At 66.3% G+C, this 19,569-nt stretch carries 14 protein-coding genes and 1 pseudogene; 11 read left to right on the top strand and 4 right to left on the bottom strand.

The annotated features are described in order from the left end of the window. Positions 1–57 precede the first annotated feature (57 nt). The 6 genes from ACUTR7_RS04285 to ACUTR7_RS04260 all read left to right on the top strand — a co-directional run bounded on the left by ACUTR7_RS04285 (position 58) and on the right by ACUTR7_RS04260 (position 6,682). Complete coding sequence (locus ACUTR7_RS04285; protein WP_013802774.1) at positions 58–1,293, top strand: branched-chain amino acid ABC transporter substrate-binding protein; 1,236 nt, start codon at positions 58–60, stop codon at positions 1,291–1,293. A 241-nt stretch (positions 1,294–1,534) separates the two neighbouring features. Beyond that, a complete protein-coding gene (locus ACUTR7_RS04280) occupies positions 1,535–2,770 on the top strand; it encodes a branched-chain amino acid ABC transporter substrate-binding protein (protein ID WP_012205146.1) in 1,236 nt (411 codons plus the stop codon). A 52-nt stretch (positions 2,771–2,822) separates the two neighbouring features. Then, positions 2,823–3,776 (top strand): branched-chain amino acid ABC transporter permease, encoded by a 954-nt coding sequence (locus tag ACUTR7_RS04275; protein WP_013802772.1) that lies wholly within the window; start codon positions 2,823–2,825, stop codon positions 3,774–3,776. 4 nt (positions 3,777–3,780) lie between these two features. Beyond that, positions 3,781–5,145, top strand: a complete 1,365-nt coding sequence (locus tag ACUTR7_RS04270; RefSeq protein ID WP_013802771.1) for a branched-chain amino acid ABC transporter permease — start codon at positions 3,781–3,783, stop codon at positions 5,143–5,145. Positions 5,146–5,148: 3 nt separating this feature from the next. Then, positions 5,149–5,976: an ABC transporter ATP-binding protein gene (locus ACUTR7_RS04265; RefSeq protein WP_051940671.1), complete on the top strand. Its 828-nt coding sequence runs from the start codon at positions 5,149–5,151 to the stop codon at positions 5,974–5,976. Between the two features lie 10 nt (positions 5,977–5,986). Continuing rightward, a complete protein-coding gene (locus ACUTR7_RS04260; protein WP_012205150.1) occupies positions 5,987–6,682 on the top strand; it encodes an ABC transporter ATP-binding protein in 696 nt (231 codons plus the stop codon). Positions 6,683–6,700: 18 nt separating this feature from the next. On the opposite strand, the gene ACUTR7_RS04255 is transcribed toward ACUTR7_RS04260, so the two are convergent. The 3 genes from ACUTR7_RS04255 to ACUTR7_RS04245 are packed head-to-tail and all read right to left on the bottom strand — an operon-like array spanning position 6,701 to position 12,577. Further along, positions 6,701–8,167, bottom strand: a complete 1,467-nt coding sequence (locus tag ACUTR7_RS04255) for an efflux transporter outer membrane subunit (protein ID WP_445608211.1) — start codon at positions 8,165–8,167, stop codon at positions 6,701–6,703. Further along, positions 8,157–11,354 carry an efflux RND transporter permease subunit gene (locus ACUTR7_RS04250; protein ID WP_034392691.1) on the bottom strand — a complete coding sequence of 1,066 codons (3,198 nt, stop codon included), beginning with the start codon at positions 11,352–11,354 and terminating at the stop codon, positions 8,157–8,159. The genes ACUTR7_RS04255 and ACUTR7_RS04250 overlap by 11 nt, the downstream gene beginning before the upstream one ends. Then, on the bottom strand, positions 11,351–12,577 hold the full coding sequence (locus ACUTR7_RS04245; protein ID WP_088165017.1) for an efflux RND transporter periplasmic adaptor subunit: 1,227 nt from the start codon (positions 12,575–12,577) through the stop codon (positions 11,351–11,353). Before ACUTR7_RS04245 ends, ACUTR7_RS04250 begins: the two co-directional genes overlap by 4 nt. Before the next feature lie 230 nt (positions 12,578–12,807). Between ACUTR7_RS04245 and cueR the strand changes: the two are divergent. Both cueR and fdx read left to right on the top strand, forming a co-directional pair. Beyond that, positions 12,808–13,197: pseudogene (cueR, locus tag ACUTR7_RS04240) on the top strand (Cu(I)-responsive transcriptional regulator); the annotation flags it as partial. A 127-nt stretch (positions 13,198–13,324) separates the two neighbouring features. Next, positions 13,325–13,663, top strand: coding sequence for an ISC system 2Fe-2S type ferredoxin (gene fdx / locus ACUTR7_RS04235; RefSeq protein ID WP_034392695.1), 339 nt, complete (start codon positions 13,325–13,327; stop codon positions 13,661–13,663). An 82-nt stretch (positions 13,664–13,745) separates the two neighbouring features. Here fdx and ACUTR7_RS04230 read toward each other — a convergent pair whose 3' ends face one another. Continuing rightward, positions 13,746–13,940 (bottom strand): heavy-metal-associated domain-containing protein, encoded by a 195-nt coding sequence (locus ACUTR7_RS04230; RefSeq protein ID WP_034392696.1) that lies wholly within the window; start codon positions 13,938–13,940, stop codon positions 13,746–13,748. Between the two features lie 312 nt (positions 13,941–14,252). Between ACUTR7_RS04230 and ACUTR7_RS04225 the strand changes: the two genes are divergently transcribed. The 3 genes from ACUTR7_RS04225 (at position 14,253) to ACUTR7_RS04215 (ending at position 19,540) form a co-directional block, all read left to right on the top strand. Next, on the top strand, positions 14,253–16,352 hold the full coding sequence (locus tag ACUTR7_RS04225) for a 3-hydroxyacyl-CoA dehydrogenase NAD-binding domain-containing protein (protein ID WP_239971025.1): 2,100 nt from the start codon (positions 14,253–14,255) through the stop codon (positions 16,350–16,352). A gap of 59 nt (positions 16,353–16,411) precedes the next feature. Further along, positions 16,412–17,587, top strand: coding sequence for an acetyl-CoA C-acyltransferase (locus ACUTR7_RS04220; protein ID WP_013802768.1), 1,176 nt, complete (start codon positions 16,412–16,414; stop codon positions 17,585–17,587). Between the two features lie 108 nt (positions 17,588–17,695). Beyond that, complete coding sequence (locus tag ACUTR7_RS04215) at positions 17,696–19,540, top strand: acyl-CoA dehydrogenase (RefSeq protein WP_445608210.1); 1,845 nt, start codon at positions 17,696–17,698, stop codon at positions 19,538–19,540. Positions 19,541–19,569: the final 29 nt, after the last annotated feature.

The raw sequence follows: 19,569 nt of genomic DNA, 5'->3' as shown, positions 1-19,569 counted from the left end.
GCACAGGGGCCATTACCCTGGGCCTCGCCCAGAAACCACCACAAGAGGAGACGCTTCATGAAGTTTGCGATCAAGGCATTGACGGCATCCCTGGCCCTGGCTTGCGCCACGGGCGCCATGGCCCAGAAGGGCGAGACGGTGAAGGTTGCGTGGATCGACCCGCTGTCCGGCCTCATGGCCGCGCTGGGGTCCAACCAGCTCAAGAGCCTGCAGTACATCGCCGAGGAGCTCAACAAGGGCACGGCCTCGGGCGTGAAGTTCGAGATCATCGGCATCGACAACAAGCTCAGCCCGCAGGAAACCACGGCAGCCCTGCGCTCGGCCATGGACCAGGGCGTGCGCTACGTCTTCCAGGGCAACGGCTCGGGCCCGGCCCTGGCCATCATGGATGCGCTGGAAAAGCACAACGCGCGCAACAAGGGCAAGGAAGTCGTCTACCTCAACTACGCGGCCGTGGACCCGGACCTGACCAACAGCAAGTGCAGCTACTGGCACTTCCGCCTGGATGCGGACACCTCCATGAAGATGGAAGCCTTGACCACGTACATGAAGGACGTGCCCGAGGTCAAGAAGGTCTACCTGATCAACCAGAACTACTCGCACGGCCAGCAGGTCTCCAAATACGCCAAGGAGATGCTCAAGCGCAAGCGCCCCGATGTGGAGATCGTGGGCGACGATTTCTCGCCGCTGGCCCAGGTGCGCGACTTCGCACCCTACATCGCCAAGATCAAGCAATCGGGTGCCGACTCGGTGATCACGGGCAACTGGGGCTCGGACCTGGCGCTGCTGATCAAGGCCGCCAGCGATGCAGGCCTGAACAACGTCAAGTTCTACACCTACTACGCCATCGCCACCGGCGCGCCCACGGCCATGGGCGCGGCCGCCGCCGACAAGGTCTACATGGTGGGCTACGGCCACATGAACCTGCCCGGCCCGCTGGACCGCATCACCAAGGGCTACAAGGCCAAGTTCAACGACGACATGTACACGGGCTCGCTGTACTCGGGCCTGACCATGCTGGACCAGGCCTTCCTGCGCGCCAAGACCACGGACCCGGCCAAGGTGGCTGCCACCATGGAAGGCATGAAGTTCAACAGCCTCAACGGCGAAGTGGAGATGCGCAAGAGCGACCACCAGCTGCAGCAGGGCCTGTTCATCGCGCGCTGGGAAAAGGCCGGCGGCAAGTATCCGATGGATTCGGAGAACACCGGCTACACCTTCGTTCCCGTGAAGTACTACGAGCCCTATGTGGCCAGCACGCCGACATCCTGTGAGATGAAGCGACCCTCATGACGGCATAACTGGCCATTGAACTTCGCAAAGGGGCGCGAGGCGCCCCTTTTTTTGCCCGAAATCAGGCAAAACACGGTTTTCTGGCCTGATCGATGGCGATCTGTCGCCAATGTGTCCAGGGCCGCAGCCAAGTCGCATGCGCGATAGTTTCTAAGGCATTCCCCAGAGGGAAATTGTCATTCAGGCGTTAGTCTGGCGCCAATACAGATATCCGAATCAACCGGAAAAAGGAGACAGAAAAATGAAGTGGATCGTGCATTCGGTGGCCGCCTCGGCCATGCTGGCCTGTGCATCGGGCGCCTGGGCGCAAAAGGGCGAGACGGTGAAGATCGGCTGGATCGATCCGCTGTCGGGTCTGATGGCCGCCGTGGGCACGAACCAGCTCAAGACCTTCCAGCTGATGGCCGAGGAGTTCAACAGGAAAAATGCCTCGGGCGTGAAGTTCGAGATCATCCCGCTGGACAACAAGCTCAGCCCGCAGGAGACCACGGCCGTGCTGCGCTCGGCCATGGACCAGGGCGCACGCTATGTGGTGCAGGGCAACGGCTCGGGCCCGGCCCTGGCCATCATGGATGCGCTGGAAAAGCACAACGCACGCAACAAGGGCAAGGAGGTGGTCTACCTCAACTATGCGGCGGTGGACCCGGACCTGACCAACAGCAAGTGCAGCTACTGGCACTTCCGCCTGGATGCGGACACCTCCATGAAGATGGAAGCGCTGACGACCTATATGAAGGACGTGCCCGAGGTCAAGAAGGTCTACCTGATCAACCAGAACTACTCGCACGGCCAGCAGGTCTCCAAGTACGCCAAGGAAATGCTCAAGGCCAAGCGGCCTGATGTGCAGGTGGTGGGCGACGACTTCGCGCCCCTGGCCCAGGTGCGCGACTTCGCTCCCTACATCGCCAAGATCAAGCAATCGGGCGCCGACACGGTGATCACGGGCAACTGGGGCTCGGACCTGTCGCTGCTGCTCAAGGCCGCCAATGACGCGGGCCTGAACAACGTCAAGTTCTACACCTATTACGCCTTCGGCTCGGGCTCGCCCACGGCCATGGGCGCGGCCTCCGACGGCAAGGTCTACACCGTGGGCTACGGCCACTACAACATGGGCGGCCCCATCCAGCCGCTGATGGCCGAGTTCAAGAAGAAGATGAACGACGACCTCACGCAAAGCTCGATCTACCACGTGTTCGCGCTGCTGGATGCGGCCTTCGTCAAGACCGGCGGCACCGACCCCGTGAAGGTGGCGGCCGCGCTGGAGGGCATGAAGCTCAAGAGCTTCAACGGCGAAGTGGAGATGCGCAAGACCGACCACCAGCTGCAGCAGGGTCTGTACATCACGCGCTGGGAAAAGGCCGGCGGCAAGAACCCGTATGACGCAGAGAACACGGGCTACACCTTCGCCCCGGTGAAGTACTACGAGCCCTACGTGGCCAGCACGCCCACCTCCTGCCAGATGAAGCGCCCGTCCTGAGAGCGGCCCGCACCGCTCCCTGTCCCCAACGCACCGAGACCAAGGCCTTTCGATGACGCTTGAGTTCTTCACCATATCGCTGCTCAACGGCGTGAGCTATGGACTGCTGCTGTTCATGCTCAGCTCGGGGCTGACGCTGATCTTCAGCATGATGGGCGTGCTCAACTTCGCCCACACCAGCTTCTACATGCTGGGCGCGTACTTCGGCTACACGCTCAGCGGCATCATCGGCTTCTGGGGCGCGCTTTTCGTCGCGCCCCTGCTGGTGGGCGCGCTGGGCGCCATGTTCGAGCGCTACAGCCTGCGCCGCGTGCACAAGTACGGCCATGTGCCCGAACTGCTCGTGACCTTCGGCCTGTCCTATCTCATCCTCGAGGTGGTGCAGCTGGTCTGGGGCCGCGGCACCGTGCCCTACGGACTGCCGCCCGCGCTGCAGGGCCCCCTGTTCACGCTGTACGGCACGCAGTTCCCGCGCTCGCGCTCCTTCGTGATGCTGCTGGCCCTGCTGATGCTGGTGGCCGTCTGGCTGCTGCTGACGCGCACGCGCATCGGCCTGGTCATCCAGGCCGCGCTCAAGAACCCCGAGATGGTGGAGGCCCTGGGCCACAACGTGCCGCGCGTGTTCATGATGGTGTTCGGCGGCGGCTGCGCGCTGGCGGGGCTGGCCGGCGTCATCGGCGGCAACACCTATGTGACCGAGCCGGCCATGGCCATGTCGGTCGGCTCCATCATCTTCGTGGTGGTGGTGGTTGGCGGCATGGGCTCGCTGGCGGGGGCCTTCGTGGCCTCGCTGCTGATCGGCGTCGTGCAGACCTTTGCCGTGGCCATCGACTGGTCGCTGGCCAGCCTGCTGACCTCGCTGGGCAGCCCGGTCGGCGAGCAGACCTTTGGCTGGCCGCTGCTCAAGCTCACCATCTCCCAGGTCGCGCCCATCCTGCCCTACCTGTTCCTGGTGCTGATCCTCATCTTCCGGCCCAAGGGCCTCCTGGGCACGCGGGGAGATTGACACCATGTCCTCGATCACCAAAACGACCATGACATCCACTGCCGCAAAAGGCGTTCCGGGCGCTTCGGGGGCTGCGGGCGCAGGGCGCCACTACAGCTTCCAGCCGCTCAACATCGGCCGCATCCTGATCTGGGGCGCCTTCGCCCTGGCGCTGATCGTCGCGCCGCTGGTGTTCACCAGCAGCCTGGCGCTGACCATGCTCAGCCAGATCGGCTATCTCATCATCATCTGCCTGTCCTACAACATCCTGCTGGGGCAGGGCGGCATGCTGAGCTTCGGCCATGCGGTCTACACGGGGCTGGGCTCGTTCATCGCCATCCATGCGATGAACCGGGCCAGCTCCGGCGACTGGGGCATTCCGTTGGTGCTGATTCCCATCATCGGCGGCCTGGGCGGCATGTTCTTCGCGGCCCTGCTGGGCTATGTGACCACCAAGAAGTCGGGCACCACCTTCGCCATGATCACCATGGGCATCGGCGAGCTGGTGGCGTCCATGGCGCTGATGTTCCCCGAGTTCTTCGGGGGCGAGGGCGGCATCACCACCGACCGCGTCTATGGCAAGCCCTTCTTCGGGCTGACCTTCGGCTCGGGCATGGAGGTGTACTACCTGATCGCCGCCTACTGCTTCATCTGCACGGCCGCCATGTTCGCCTTCACGGGCACGCCTCTGGGCCGCATGCTCAACGCCGTGCGCGACAACCCCGAGCGCGTGGAGTTCGTGGGCTACAACACGCAGCGCGTGCGCTACTTCTCCTTCATCATCGCGGGCTTCTTCGCAGGCGTGGGCGGGGGGCTTGCAGCCATCAACTTCGAGATCATCACGGCCATGGACAGCGTGAGCGTGATGCGCTCGGGCTCGTACCTGCTGTTCACCTTCCTGGGCGGCGCCACCTTCTTCTTCGGGCCCATCATCGGCGCCGTGCTGCTGGTGCTGGCCTCGGTGCTGCTGTCGGAGCTGACCAAGGCCTGGCTGCTGTACCTGGGCCTGGTGTTCCTGCTGATGGTGATGTACGCACCGGGCGGCGTTGCCAGCCTGATCATGATGAACCTGCGCGTGGCGCGCTTCGGCAAGTGGCGCCGGCTGGCCCAGCCCTACCTGGCCATCGCGGCCAGCGCCCTGGTCATGATCGTGGGCGGCGCGGCCATCGTCGAGATGATCTACCACCTGCAGCTCAACGCGGCCCTGGGTCCCCAGGTCTCGTTCATGGGCGTGCAGCTCGATACCAGCTCGGCATCGACCTGGACCGTGGCCGTTGCCATCTTCGTGGTGGGCCTGGGCCTGCTGGAAGTGGCCAGGCGCTGGTGCCTGCGCCGCTGGGAGCGCATCCAGGAAGAAATCGAAGAAGCCATCAAGCGCGGGGAGGGTTGAACCATGTCCAGCATTGCAATCGAACGTCCGGGCACCGCGGCCGCCGCCGTGGCTGGCGAGGCCACCTATGCGCTGGAGCTGCGCGACCTGTACAAGCGCTTCGGCAAGGCAGAGATCATCCGTGGCGCCCAGCTGGCCGTGAAGCCGGGCGAGCGCGTGGCCATCATCGGCCCCAACGGTGCGGGCAAGAGCACGCTGTTCAACCTGATCAGTGGCCGCTTCGAGCCCACCAGCGGCCAGGTGCTGCTCAACGGCCAGCGCATCGACGGCAAGAAACCCTATGAAATCAACCGCATGGGGCTGTCGCGCAGCTTTCAGATCACCAACATCTTTCCCAAGCTCAGCGTGTTCGAGAACCTGCGCTGCAGCGTGCTGTGGAGCCTGGGCTACCGCTACAGCTGCTGGCGCTTCCTGTCGAAGCTGCGCGACGCCAATGCCCGCGCCGATGAGCTGATGGAGATGATCGGCCTGCATAGAAAGCGCGACACGCTGGCGGTGAACCTGACCTATGCCGAACAGCGTGCGCTGGAGATCGGCATCACCATCGGCGGCGGCGCCGGCGTCATCCTGCTGGACGAACCCACGGCCGGCATGAGCAACAGCGAGACGGCCCACTTCATCCAGCTGATCAAGAAGGTCACCGAAGGCAAGACCCTGCTGACCGTGGAGCACGACATGGGCGTGGTCTTCGGCCTGGCCGACAAGATCGCCGTCGTGGTCTACGGCGAAGTCATCGCCTACGACACGCCCGAGGCCGTGCGTGCCAATCCGCGCGTGCAGGAGGCCTATCTGGGCTCGTCCGTGGCGGATCAACAAGCTGGTGCACATTGAGGGAGCGCGGATGCTGAACATCAACAACCTGCATGCCTATTACGGCAAAAGCCATGTGTTGCATGGCGTGGATTTCTCGGTGCAGCCCGGCGAAATCGTCGCGCTGCTGGGGCGCAACGGCTCGGGCCGCTCGACCACGGCCAAGGCCATCATGGGCCTGGTGCACTGGGAGGGCTCGCTGGACTGGAAGGGCCAGAGCCTGACCGGCCGCAAGGCCTACGAGATCGCCCACCTGGGCGTGGGCTACGTGCCCGAGAGCCGCGACGTGTTCCCCAACCTCACCGTGCACCAGAACCTGCTGCTGGGACAGAAGGGCAAGGGCCGGGACAGCCGCTGGGGCTTCGACGACATGTACGCCATGTTCCCGCGCCTGAAGGAGCGCCAGCACACCGAGGCCGGCGTGATGTCGGGCGGCGAGCAGCAGATGCTGACCCTGTGCCGCACGCTGATGGGCGACCCCGACCTGATCATCATCGACGAGCCCACCGAGGGCCTGGCTCCCAAGATCGTCGAGTTGGTGGGCGAGTACCTGCAAAAGATCAAGCAGCGCGGCGTGTCCGTGCTGCTGATCGAGCAAAAGCTCACCATTGCCATGAGCATCTCCGACCGGGCCCTGGTCATGGGCCATGGGCGCATCGTCTTCGACGGCACGCCCGACGGGCTGCGCGCCGATCAGAAGGTGCGCAAGGAGTGGCTGGAGGTCTGATACCTGACTGTTCTCTGTTCAGGGTGCACTGGCCAGGGCGCTCGTTGCCTGCGTACGCTCCGTCCAGCCGCCGCCCAATGACTTGTACAGATCGATCAGGTTGCCCAGGCGCGCCAGCCGCGTCAGCACCAGCGCCTGCTGCGATCCGTAGCGCGTGCGCTGCGCATCCAGCAGGCTGAGGTTGTCGTCCAGGCCTTCGGCAAAGCGCTGGGCGGCCAGTTCCTCGGCCTTTTCGCTGGCGTCCAGCAGCAGTTGCTGCGCTTGCATCTGCTCGTCCAGCGTGCGTTTGCCGGCCAGACCATCGGCCACTTCGGCGAAGGCGGTCTGGATGGCCTTCTCGTAGCTGGCGACCTCGGCGCGCTGGCGCACCCGGGCGACGTCTAGCTGGGCCCGCAGCGAGCCGCCCTGGAAGATGGGCAGGCCAATGCGCGGCATGAAGCTCCAGGTGCCCGAGCCTGCGTCGAACAGGCCGCCCAGGCTGGCGCTGGCCGTGCCGGCAACGCCCGTCAGCCCGATGGTGGGGAAGAACGCTGCCTGCGCGGCGCCGATGCTGGCGTTGGCTGCGCGCAGCCGGTGCTCGGCGGCGCGCAGGTCGGGCCGGCGCATCAGCAGGTCCGAGGGCAGGCCTGCTGGCAGATTGGCGGGCACCAGGTCGTCTGGCAGCGTGAGGGCCCTGTCGAGCTGGTGTGACAGCTCGGGTGTCAGCGGCTGGCCCAGCAGCAGCACCAGGGCGTTGCGGTCCCGTGCCGCCTGGCGCGTGTACAGCGCCCGGTTGGCCTGCGCCGTGCGCAGGGCGATCTCAGCGCGCCGCAGGTCGATGCGGTTGGCGCTGCCAGCCTCCACCAACTGGGCCGTCAGTGCGAAGGAGCGCTGCTGGGCCTCCAGCGTCTGCTGCGTCAGGCCCAGCAGTTCCTGGTCTGCGCGCAGCGCCAGATAGGCGTTGGCCACTTCGGCGACCAGGCTCAGTTGCCCGGCCGTGCGGGTTTCGTCCAGGGCCAGGTAGGCGGCCAGCGCCTGTTCGCCGAGGCTGCGTATGCGGCCCCACAGGTCCAGCTCCCACGAGACGACGCCCGCGACCTGGAAATTGCGACGGATGCCGGCTGTGCCGCTGGGGTTGAGGTCGGCTGGCAGGCGCTGTGCCGAACCGTCGGCGCCCAAGCCGATGCGCGGCAGCAGGTCGGCGCGCTGTATGCGGTACTGGGCCCGCGCCATCTCCACGTTCAGCGCGGCCTTGCGCAGGTCGCGGTTGTTGGCCAGGGACAGGGCCACCAGTTCCTGCAGCAGCGGGTCGCGCAGGAAGTCTCGCCAGCCGATGTCGGCCACGGCCTGCGGGGCCGCATCGGCATCGCCATAGGCGGGACCGCTGGGGTAGATGGTTTCGATGGGCGCTGGCGGGCGCTCATATCTGGGGGCCAGCGAGCAGCCGGCCAGCAGGCTGGCCAGGGCCAGCAGCGACAGTTTTTTCAGGGGACGTTCAGTCCGCATGGCGTACTCCGATCTGCTGCGCGGGTGAGGTGGATGGCGTGGCCGCAGGGCGCTGGCGGCGCGTGGTCCAGCGCCTCACCAGCACGTAGAACACAGGCGTGAGCACCAGGCCGAACAGCGTCACGCCCAGCATGCCGGCGAACACGGCCACGCCCATGGCATGGCGCATCTCGGCACCGGCGCCGCTGGCCAGCACCAGGGGCACGACTCCCGCAATGAAGGCCAGCGAGGTCATCAGGATCGGGCGCAGGCGCAGGCGCGCCGCTTCGAGCACGGCGGCGAGCGGGTCGGCCCCTTCGTCTTCCTTGGCGCGTGCGAACTCCACGATGAGGATGGCGTTCTTGGCGGCCAGCCCCACAAGCACCACAAAGCCGATCTGCGTGAAGATGTTGTTGTCGCCGCCGGTCAGCCACACCCCGGCGATCGCCGACAGCAGCGCCATGGGGGCGATCAGCAGCACGGCGAAGGGCAGCGACCAGCTGTTGTACTGGGCCGCGAGGATCAGGAAGGCCAGCAGCACGGCCAGCGGGAAGATGTACAGCGCCGAGTTGCCGGCCTGCTTTTCCTGGTAGACCAAGTCCGTCCATTCGAAGGTCATGCCTTCGGGCAGGGTTTCGCGCGCAATCCGCTCCATGGCGTCGGTGGCCTGGCCCGAGGAGTAGCCGGGCGCCGGCCCGCCGCTGATGTCGGCCGAGGGAAAGCCGTTGTAGTGGATCACCCGGTCCGGGCCCGAGCTGCGGGTGATGCGCACGAAGGCGCTCAGCGGGATCATGTCCCCGGCCGCGTTGCGCAGCTTGAGCCGGCCGATGTCCTCGGCCTGCATGCGAAACGGCGCGTCGGCCTGTGCCATGACGCGGTAGGTGCGGCCGAAGCGGTTGAAGTCGTTGACGTACAGCGAGCCCAGGTTGATCTGCAGCGTCTCGAACACGTCGGTCAGCGAGATGCCCAGCGACTTGGCCTTGGTCCGGTCGACGTCCACCTGCAGCTGCGGCGCGTTGGTCTGGAAGCTGGCCAACATGCTGGCCAGCTCGGGCGTCTGCATGGCCTTGGCCATGAGGGCGCCCTGGGCCTGCACCAGCGCCTCCAGGCCCAGGCCCGCGCGGTCTTCGATCTGCATCTTGAAACCGCCCATGCTGCCCAGGCCCGGCACGGGCGGCGGCGGAAACATGCCCAGAAAACCGTCGGGGATCTGGCTGAACCGGCCCATCAGTTTCCCCGCGATGGCATTGGCGGACAGCGATGGGTCCTTGCGCTCGGCAAAGGGCTTGAGCATGGCGAACATGACGGCCGAGTTGGGCACGTTCACGAAGCCGTTGATGGACAGGCCCGGGAAGGCCACCACGCTCTCCACCCCGGGCTCGGCCAGCGCGATCTCGGACATCTGCTTGACCACGGCCTCGGTGCGGTCCAGCGAGGCCCCGGTGGGCAACTGGGCGATGCCGACCAGGAAGTACTTGTCCTGGGCCGGAACGAAGCCACCGGGCACCTGCTGGAAGCCCAGCCAGGCCAGGGCCACGAAGCCGCCATACAGCAGCAGCACGATGGCGCTGCCGCGCACTGCGCGGCGTACCGTGCCCACGTAGGCATTGGAGGCGCCGTCGAAGAAGCGGTTGAACAGGCGGAAGAACCCGCCGAACACGGCGTCCATGGCGCGCGTGAGCCGGTCGGGCCTTGCCCCGCCGTGGTGGGGCTTGAGCAGGATGGCCGACAGCGCGGGCGACAGTGTCAGCGAGTTGATGGCCGACAGGATGGTCGATATGGCGATGGTCAGCGCGAACTGGCGGTAGAACTCGCCCTGCAGGCCCGACAGAAAGGCCGATGGGATGAAGACCGCCGCCAGCACCGAGGTGATGGCCAGGATGGGACCGGTGACCTCGTCCATGGCCTTGCGCGCCGCGTCGCGCGGCGATTCGCCCAGGGCGATGTGGCGTTCCACGTTCTCGACCACCACGATGGCATCGTCCACCACGATGCCGATGGACAGCACCAGCCCGAACAGCGACAGCGTGTTCAGCGAAAAGCCGAAGATCTGCATCAGCGCGAAGGTGCCCACCAGTGACACCGGTACGGCCACCAGCGGGATGATGGAGGCGCGCCAGGTCTGCAGGAACAGCACCACCACGATGACCACCAGCACGATGGCCTCCAGCAGCGTGACGGCCACCGATTGCAGCGAGGCGCGCACGAAGACCGTGGGGTCGTAGGCGATGCGGTACTCGATGTCCTGCGGGAAACCCTTTTGCAGCTCTTGCATCCTGGCGCGCACGGCATTGGAGACGTCGATGGCATTGGCGCCGGGGCTCTGGATGATCTGCATGGCCAGTGCCGGCTCGCCATCGAGCAGGCTGCGCAGGGTGTAGGCGTCGGCGCCCAGCGAGATGCGGGCTACGTCGCGCAGGCGCGTGACCTGGCCGTCGGCGCCGGATTGGACGATGATGTCGCCGAACTGTTCCTCGCTGGCCAGGCGGCCCATGGTATTGACCGTCACCTGGAAGGCCGACGAGGTGTCGGGCTGCTGGCCCACCGAGCCGGCCGCGACCTGCACGTTCTGCTCACGGATGGCGGCGACCACATCGCTGGCACTGAGCCCGCGCGTGGCCACCTTGGCCGGATCCAGCCACACGCGCATGGAGTATTCGCCCGCGCCCCAGACCTGCACATCGCCGATGCCGGGCAGGCGCGCCAGTTCGTCGCGCACCTGGCGCAGGGCGAAGTTGGACAGGTACAGCGGGTCGTAGCGCTTGCCGGGCGAGACCAGGTGCACCACCATCAGCACGTCGGGCGAGGTCTTTTGCGTGACCACGCCGATGCGCTGCACCTCCTGCGGCAGGCGGGGCAGGGCGCGCGAGACCCGGTTTTGCACCTGGATCTGCGCCATGTCCGGGTCGGTGCCCTGCTTGAAGGCGATGCTGATCGCCATCCGGCCGTCGGTGGTCATCTGGGAGCTCATGTAGAGCATGTTCTCCACGCCGTTGATGACCTGCTCCAGCGGCGCGGCCACGGTGTCGGCGATGACCTCGGGATTGGCGCCAGGGTAGCTGGCCGTGACCTGCACCGTGGGCGGCGTGACGGCCGGATACTCGCTCAGCGGCAATTGCCAGAAAGCGATGGCGCCGGCCAGCAGCATCAGCAGCGACAGCACGATGGCGAAGATCGGCCGCGCGATGAAAAAGCGGGGAAAGTTCATTGGCGTGCCTCCACCCGGTCATTGGCGGCGCCAGCCGCTGCGGGTGAGGCGGCAGCGGAGGCCGTCTGCTGCATGGGGGTCGGGCGGGGCGTGACCTGCATGCCGGGACGCACCAGCCCCTTGAGGATGATTTTCTCGCCGCTTTTCAGGCCCTCGTCGATCACGCGCAGGCCATCCACCAGCGGCCCCAGCCGCACCGGGCGGTACTGGGCCTGGTTGTCCTCTGCCACGACCAGCACATAGTTCTTGCCCTGGTCGGTGCCCACGGCCTGGTCATCGATCAGGATGGCCTCGCGCGCAGCACTCGTGGCCAGCCTGGCCCGTGCGAACAGGCCCGGGGCCAGTACACCCTTGGGGTTGGGCACCACGGCGCGTGCGCGGATGGTGCCGGTGGCGCGGTCCATCCTGTTGCCCACGAAGTCGAGCACGCCTTCATGGGGGAAGCCCTGGTCCGTGACCAGCCCCAGCGCCACGCGCGGCGCCGCCTTGCCGCCACGCGCCTCGGGCCGGGCCTGGCGCACGGCCGTGAGATAGGTGGCTTCGTCGATGTCGAAATAGGCGTGCATGGGATCGACCGAGACGATGGTGGTCAGCAGCGTGGCCGCGCCCGCCGAACCTCCCGAGCTGCCGCCGACCAGGTTGCCCTCGGTCACCAGCACCCGGTCCACGCGGCCCGAGATAGGCGCCGTGATGCGCGCGTAGGACAGGTCCAGCCGCGCCGCTGCCACGGCGGCCTGGGCCGCCTGCACCTGTGCCTGGCGGGCGTTGTGCGCGGAGACGGCATCGTCATGGGTCTTGCGCGAGACGGCGCCCGTGGGCGCCAGCCGTTCGGCGCGCTCGACATCGGCCTGGGCCTGGCTGGCCAGCACCTGGGCCTGGCGCAACTGTGCGGCCGCATTGTCCAGCGCAACATGGAAGGGGCGCGGGTCGATCTGGAACAGCAACTGGCCCTTGCGCACCAGACTGCCCTCGGGAACGCTCACGGCCTCGACCGCACCGCCCACGCGCGAGCGCAGCTCCACCGTCTTGGGCGCGGCGAGAAAGCCCGTGAACTCGGCCGATGGCGTGACCGTGCGCGTAATGACTTCGGCCACCGGCACCTGCGGCCCGGCGGGTGCGGCCGCCTTTGGCTGGTCGCCCGAGGCCTCGCGGGTGGCGAGGGCTATGCCCAGTACCCCCGCCATGGCGCCGGCAAGCGCGGCGATTCTGATTTTTTCACGCATGGAAGTGCCCCTTTCTCGGCTGCAGGGCCCCGGACCATCCGGCGCGTCGCTGCATCGACATGCGCAAAGGCTGGGGCTTACAACGGCGGCAAGGTCAAGCTTTGCCAAAAGAACTCCGGGCCGCGAGGGCACTTGACCTTGACGTTGTGTGAAGGATCAAGCTGTGCACGCCGTGAGGCTGGTCCTGCGGGGCAGGCCATGCCACGGCACTTTGAAACAGGAGATAGACCATGAACATCGGAGAAGCCTCCAAGGCATCTCGTATCTCGGCCAAGATGATTCGTTATTACGAGCAGATCGGGCTGATACCCCCGGCGAATCGCTGCGAAGCGGGCTACCGCGTCTATGGCGGTCCCGACATCCTGCGGCTGCACTTCATCCGCGGCGCGCGCGACTTCGGCTTTTCGGCGTACGAGATAAAGGACCTGCTGGACCTGTGGACCGATCCATCGCGGCGCAGCGCGGACGTCAAGCGCGTGGCCGAGCAGCACATCGCGGCGTTGGAGCAGCGCATCGATGACATGCGGCAGGTGGCCTCGTCCCTGAAGGCGCTGACCAGATCCTGCGCAGGCGATCAGTCGCCGGCCTGTCCTATTCTGCAGGGACTGCAGCAGCCCGATAGCGGCAAGAGGGAACCCTCGCGGCGCACAGGCGCCGTACCGCGCAAGAACCACCCGCATGCGTGCGGCAGGACGAACGAAGTTGCGGGCCGCTGCGCCTGTCCGCACTGAAGGGAGGGCCGCCACCATGCCACAACTGACCGTGATCGCGCACGCCGAACTGGCCCCGGAGGGGGCGGTGTTGCAGGTGCCTGCGGGCACGTCGATCTGCGAAGCCCTGCTGGACCACGGCATTGCCATCGAGCACGCCTGCGAGCAGGTCGGCGCCTGCACGACCTGCCACTGCATCGTGCGCCAGGGATTCGGCTCCTTGAACGACGTCGAGGAGCAGGAGGAAGACATGCTGGACCGGGCCTGGGGGCTGCAGGCGCAATCGCGCCTGAGCTGCCAGGCCATCGTGGGGCGGGAGGATCTGACCGTGGAGCTTCCCCGCTACACGATCAATCACGCCAAGGAGGGCCGGTGACCCTCCGAGGAGGCTGGCGCGGGGCTCGCGTCCGTGGGAGGGCCGCAATCCATCGGCCTTGCCGACGGATTGCGGCGGCGTGTCATCCCTTGCCTGGCGGGTAGCCCGCCTGGCGCAGTGCGGTGGCGATCTGCTCCTCGGTGGCGCTGGTCTGCACCTCCACCCCACGGGTCAGCGGGTCCGTGGCCACCCTGGCATCCGGATCGACGGTCTTTATGGCCTTGGTCACGGAACGGGCGCAGCCGCCACAGGTCATGTCTTCAAGAAAAAACTGCATGAAAAACTCCTTGGGGGTTGAAGGTCCATGCAGTCTGGGCATTGCTACGGTGGGAAGGTCAAGTCCCTCAAGCTGGATTTCCCTGTCGGTACAAACACTGGAGCCTTGGCGCTTGCATGACTTTGCGAGGCCGCCTCCCCGTAAGCTGGCGCGGGCGCGGACCCCGGCGAGACCTGCTGGACGCTGCAGCGCAGCAAAACTTGTCCCGACCGGGACAGCTTGCACCGCCAACGGCATGGCGCTGCCGGTCAAGCCTTCCTAGAATGGAAAAAGCACGTCCGTACTATTTGCTTAAACCTCAGGAGACATTGCATGACGGCTGAATACAAGGTCGACGGCTCGGTTGCCGTGATCACGCTCAACAATCCCCCCGTCAACGGCCTGGGCCTTTCCACGCGCCGCGGCATCGTCGAGGGGCTGGACAAGGCTTACGCCGACCCGGCCATCAAGGCCATCGTCATCACGGGTGCCGGCAAGGCCTTCTCGGGCGGCGCCGATATCAACGAGTTCGGCAAGGAAGAGGCGTATCGCGAGCCTCACCTGGTCTCGCTGATCAACTCGCTGGACCAGGGCAGCAAGCCCGTGGTGGCCGCCATCCACACCGTCTGCATGGGCGGTGGGCTGGAGCTGGCGCTGGGCTGCAACTACCGCGTGGCCGCTCCCGGCACCCTGGTGGCCCTGCCTGAAGTCAAGCTGGGCCTGCTGCCCGGTGCAGGCGGCACGCAGCGCCTGCCGCGCGTGCTGGGCGTGGAGACCGCGCTGAACATGATTGTCAGCGGCGAACCCGTCAAGAGCGAGCTGCTGGCCTCCATCCCCGGCCAGAAGCTGTTCGACAAGATGGCCGCTTCGCCCGAGTCCCTGCTGGACGAGGCCAAGGCGTTTGCGCTGGAAGTGGCCGACAAGCGTCCGCTGCCGCGCGTGCGCGACCTGCCCTGCAAGCATCCCCAGGGCGACGCCTACTTCCAGTTCGCGCGCAACATGGTCAAGGGCATGGCCAAGAACTACCCGGCCCCGGCCCGCTGCGTGGACACGGTGGAGAACGCCGCGCGCAAGAAGTTCGACGAAGGCATGGCCCTGGAGCGCGATGCCTTCATGCAACTGATGTGGTCGCCCGAGTCGCGCGCGCTGCGCCACCTGTTCATGGCCGAGCGCGCGGCCTCCAAGATCGCCGACGTGCCCTCGGACACGGCTGTGCGCGACATCAAGACCGTGGGCGTCATCGGTGCCGGCACCATGGGCGGCGGCATCTCCATGAACTTCCTGAACGCGGGCATTCCCGTGACCATTCTGGAGACCAAGCAGGAAGCGCTGGACCGTGGCGTGGCCACCATCCGCAAGAACTACGAAGCCCAGGTCAAGAAGGGCAAGCTCACCCAGGAAAAGTACGACCAGCGCATGGCGCTGCTGAGCACCACGCTGTCGTATGACGCGCTCAAGAATGCCGACCTCATCATCGAGGCGGTGTTCGAGGAACTGGGCGTCAAGGAAACCGTGTTCAAGCAACTGGACGAGGTGGCCAAGCCCGGCGCCATCCTGGCCTCCAACACCTCCACGCTGGACGTGGACAAGATCGCCGCCTTCACCAAGCGCCCGCAGGACGTGGTGGGCATGCACTTCTTCAGCCCCGCCAACGTGATGAAGCTGCTGGAAGTGGTGCGCGGCAAGCACACCGCCAAGGACGTGCTGGCCACCGTGATGAAGCTGGCCAAGAAGATCAAGAAGACCGCCGTGGTCTCGGGCGTGTGCGATGGCTTCATCGGCAACCGCATGATCGAGCAGTACTCGCGCCAGGCCGGCTTCCTGCTGGACGAAGGCGCCACGCCCGCCCAGGTGGACAAGGCCATCGAGAAGTTCGGTTTCGCCATGGGCCCGTTCCGCATGGGCGATCTGGCCGGCAACGACATCGGCTGGGCCATCCGCAAGCGCCGCGCCGTCGAGCGCGCCGACATGAAGTACAGCCGCACGGCCGACAAGCTGTGCGAGCTGGGCCGCTTCGGCCAGAAGACCGGTGCGGGCTGGTACGACTACCAGGCGGGCAAGCGCGACGCCATCCCGTCCGAGCTGGTCAACCAGATGATCGAGTCCCACCGCAAGGAGCTGGGCATCACCCCGCGCAAGATCTCCGATGAGGAAATCGTCCAGCGCCTGGTCTTCGCCCTGGTCAACGAAGGCGCCCACATCCTGGAAGACGGCATCGCCGGCAAGTCGGGCGATATCGACATGGTCTACCTGACCGGCTATGGCTTCCCCATCTGGCGCGGCGGCCCCATGCACTACGCGGGTGAGGTCGGGCTGTTCAACGTGGTCCAGGCCATGAACCGCTTCGCCAAGAACCCCAACGACGACGCCGATTTCTGGCAGCCTGCCCCGCTGCTGGCGAAGCTGGCGGCCGAAGGCAAGCAATTCAGCTGAGACGTGCGGCGCACGAACTTTTTGCGAACCACCGCAAACCCGCCATACAAGGAATATCCATGACATCCGCCGTGATCGTTTCCACCGCCCGCACGCCCCTGGCCAAAAGCTGGAAGGGCTCCTTCAACATGACCCATGGCGCCACGCTGGGCGGCCATGCCGTGCAGCACGCCGTGCAGCGCGCAGGCGTCGACCCTGCCGCCGTCGATGACGTGATCATGGGCTGCGCCAACCCCGAAGGCGCCACCGGCATGAACATTGCGCGCCAGATCGCGCTCAAGGCCGGCCTGCCCATCACCGCATCGGGCATGACCATCAACCGCTTCTGCTCCTCGGGCCTGCAGACCATCGCCACCGCATCGCAGCGCATCATCGCGGGCGAGGGCGATGTCTACGTGGCCGGCGGCGTGGAGTCCATCTCCTGCGTGCAGCAGGAAATGAACCTGCACATGATCCAGGACCTGGCCCTGGCCAAGCAAAAGCCCGAGATCTACTGGAGCATGCTGCAGACCGCCGAACAGGTCGCCAAGCGCTACGGCATCGGCCGTGACGCCATGGACGAATACGGCGCCGCCAGCCAGCAAAAGGCCTGCGCGGCCCAGGCCGCCGGCCTGCTGGACGCCGAGATCGCGCCCATCACCGTGACCATGGGCGTGGCCGACAAGGTGCGCGGCCTGATCACCAAGGAAGTGACCTGCAGCAAGGACGAGGGCGTGCGCGAAGGCACGACCAAGGAAGGCATCTCGGGCATCCGCCCCGCGCTGCCCGGCGGCGTGATCTCGGCCGGCAATGCCAGCCAGTTCTCCGATGGCGCAGGCGCCTGCGTGGTGGTGAGCGAGGACTATGCCTCGCGCAACAACCTCAAGCCTCTTGGCCGCTTCCTGGGCTTTGCCGTGGCCGGCTGCGAGCCCGACGAAATGGGCATCGGCCCCGTCTTCGCCGTGCCCAAGGTGCTCAAGAAGCTGGGCCTGACGGTGCAGGACATCGACCTGTGGGAGCTCAATGAAGCCTTTGCCGTGCAGGTGCTGTACTGCCGCGACAAGCTGGGCATCCCCAACGATCGCCTCAATGTCAACGGCGGCGCCATCGCCCTGGGCCATCCCTATGGCGTGTCGGGCCAGCGCCTGACGGGCCACGCCCTGATCGAAGGCAAGCGCCGCGGTGCCAAGCGTGTCTGCGTGACCATGTGCATCGGCGGCGGCATGGGTGCCGCCGGCGTGTTCGAAGTGCTGTAAGTGCAGGTGGCGGCTGCGGCCGCCACCGCCTGTTCCCGTTACTCCTGTTGGCCGCACGCGCTTCCTCTGGCGGCGTCTGCGGCTTCTTTTTTGATTCCGGACATCACCATGCGCCTGCGTTCCACCATCGATTTCCTGCTCTATGAATGGCTGCGCGCCGATGCGCTGGGCGAGCGCGAGCGCTTTGCCGACCATTCGCGCGACACCTTCGATGCCGTGCTCGACACCTGCGAGCGCATCGCCCGCGAGAAATACGCCCCCTTCAACCGCACCGTGGACACGCATGAGCCGCAGTTCGACGGCGAGAAAGTCATCCTGCCCCAGTGCACCCACGATGCGCGCCAGGCCTATGCCGACTCGGGCATGCTCAGCGCCGCCCAGGACTACGACATCGGCGGCATGCAGCTGCCCTACACCGTGGAGGCGGCAGCCAACAGCTTCTTCGCGGCGGCCTCCATCAGCATCGGCTCCAACATGCTGACCTCGGGCAATGCCAATGCCATCATGGCCCACGGCACGGACATGCAAAAGCAGGTCTTTGCCACCAATGAATTCAATGGCCGCTGGGCCGGCACCATGTGCCTGTCCGAACCCCAGGCCGGCTCGTCACTGAGCGACATTGCCACCCGTGCCGAGCCCGATGGCGCCGATTTCGAGAGCGATGCGCTGGGCCCGCGCTACCGTCTCAAGGGCAACAAGATGTGGATCAGCGCGGGTGACCATGAGCTGACCGAGAACATCGTCCACCTCGTGCTGGCCAAGATCCCCGGCCCCGATGGCAAGCCCGTGCCCGGCGTGCGGGGCATCTCGCTGTTCATCGTGCCCAAGAAGCTCGTGGACACCGAAGGCCAACTCACCGGCGAGCGCAACGACGTGGCCCTGGCCGGCCTCAACCACAAGCTGGGCTGGCGCGGCACCACCAATACGCTGCTGAACTTCGGGGAAGGGCGCTTTCCCGTGCGCGGCGGCGCCGGGGCCGTGGGCTACCTCGTCGGCAAGCCCGGCGAGGGCCTCAAATGCATGTTCCACATGATGAACGAGGCCCGCATCTCCATCGGCATGGCCGCCACCATGCTGGGCCTGGCCGGCTACCACGCCAGCCTGGACTATGCGCAGAACCGCCCGCAGGGCCGGCCGATCAAGGGGGCGCCGGGTGCAGCCGGCAAGGATGCCACGCGCCCCCAGTCGCGCATCATCGAGCACGCCGACGTCAAGCGCATGCTGCTGGCGCAGAAGTCCTATTGCGAAGGCGCGCTGGCGCTGAACCTGTTCTGCGCACGCCTGGTCGATGAGCAGCACACCGGCACGCCCGAATCCGTGGCCGAGGCCCGGCTGCTGCTGGAAGTGCTGACCCCCATCTCCAAGAGCTGGCCCAGCGAGTTCTGCCTGGAGGCCAACTCCCTGGCCATCCAGATCCACGGCGGCTACGGCTACACGCGCGACTTTCCCGTGGAGCAATATTGGCGCGACAACCGCCTGAACATGATCCATGAAGGCACGCACGGCATACAGGCCATGGACCTGCTGGGCCGCAAGGTGCTCATGGAGGGCGGCAGGGGCCTGCAGCTGCTGGCCTCGCGCATCAACGACACCATCCAGCGCGCCATGGCCCGGCCCGAACTGGCTGGCCATGCCAATGAACTGGCCAAGGCCCTGCAGGAAGTCGGCGCCGCCACCAAGGCCGCATGGGCCACCGACGACCCGCAACAGGCCCTGGCCAATGCCGTGCCGTATATGCAGGCCTTTGGCCACACGGTGCTGGCCTGGACCTGGCTGGACGTGTCCCTGGCCGTACTCGCCAAGGACGCCGCCCTGGCCGAACCCGCCAACGCTGGTCGCATGGCCGCCATGCGCTACTTCTTCCGATACGAACTGCCCCGGATAGGCGCATGGCTCAAGGTCGTGCGTGAGCGCGACATGACCTGCGCGGAGATGAGTGAAGAGGCGTTCTGAGGGAGTTGGCAGCACGGCTGCCGTAGGAT

This window comes from Delftia sp. NA_296.1, from assembly GCF_052692095.1.
This window is presented reverse-complemented; position numbering and strand designations above follow the sequence as displayed.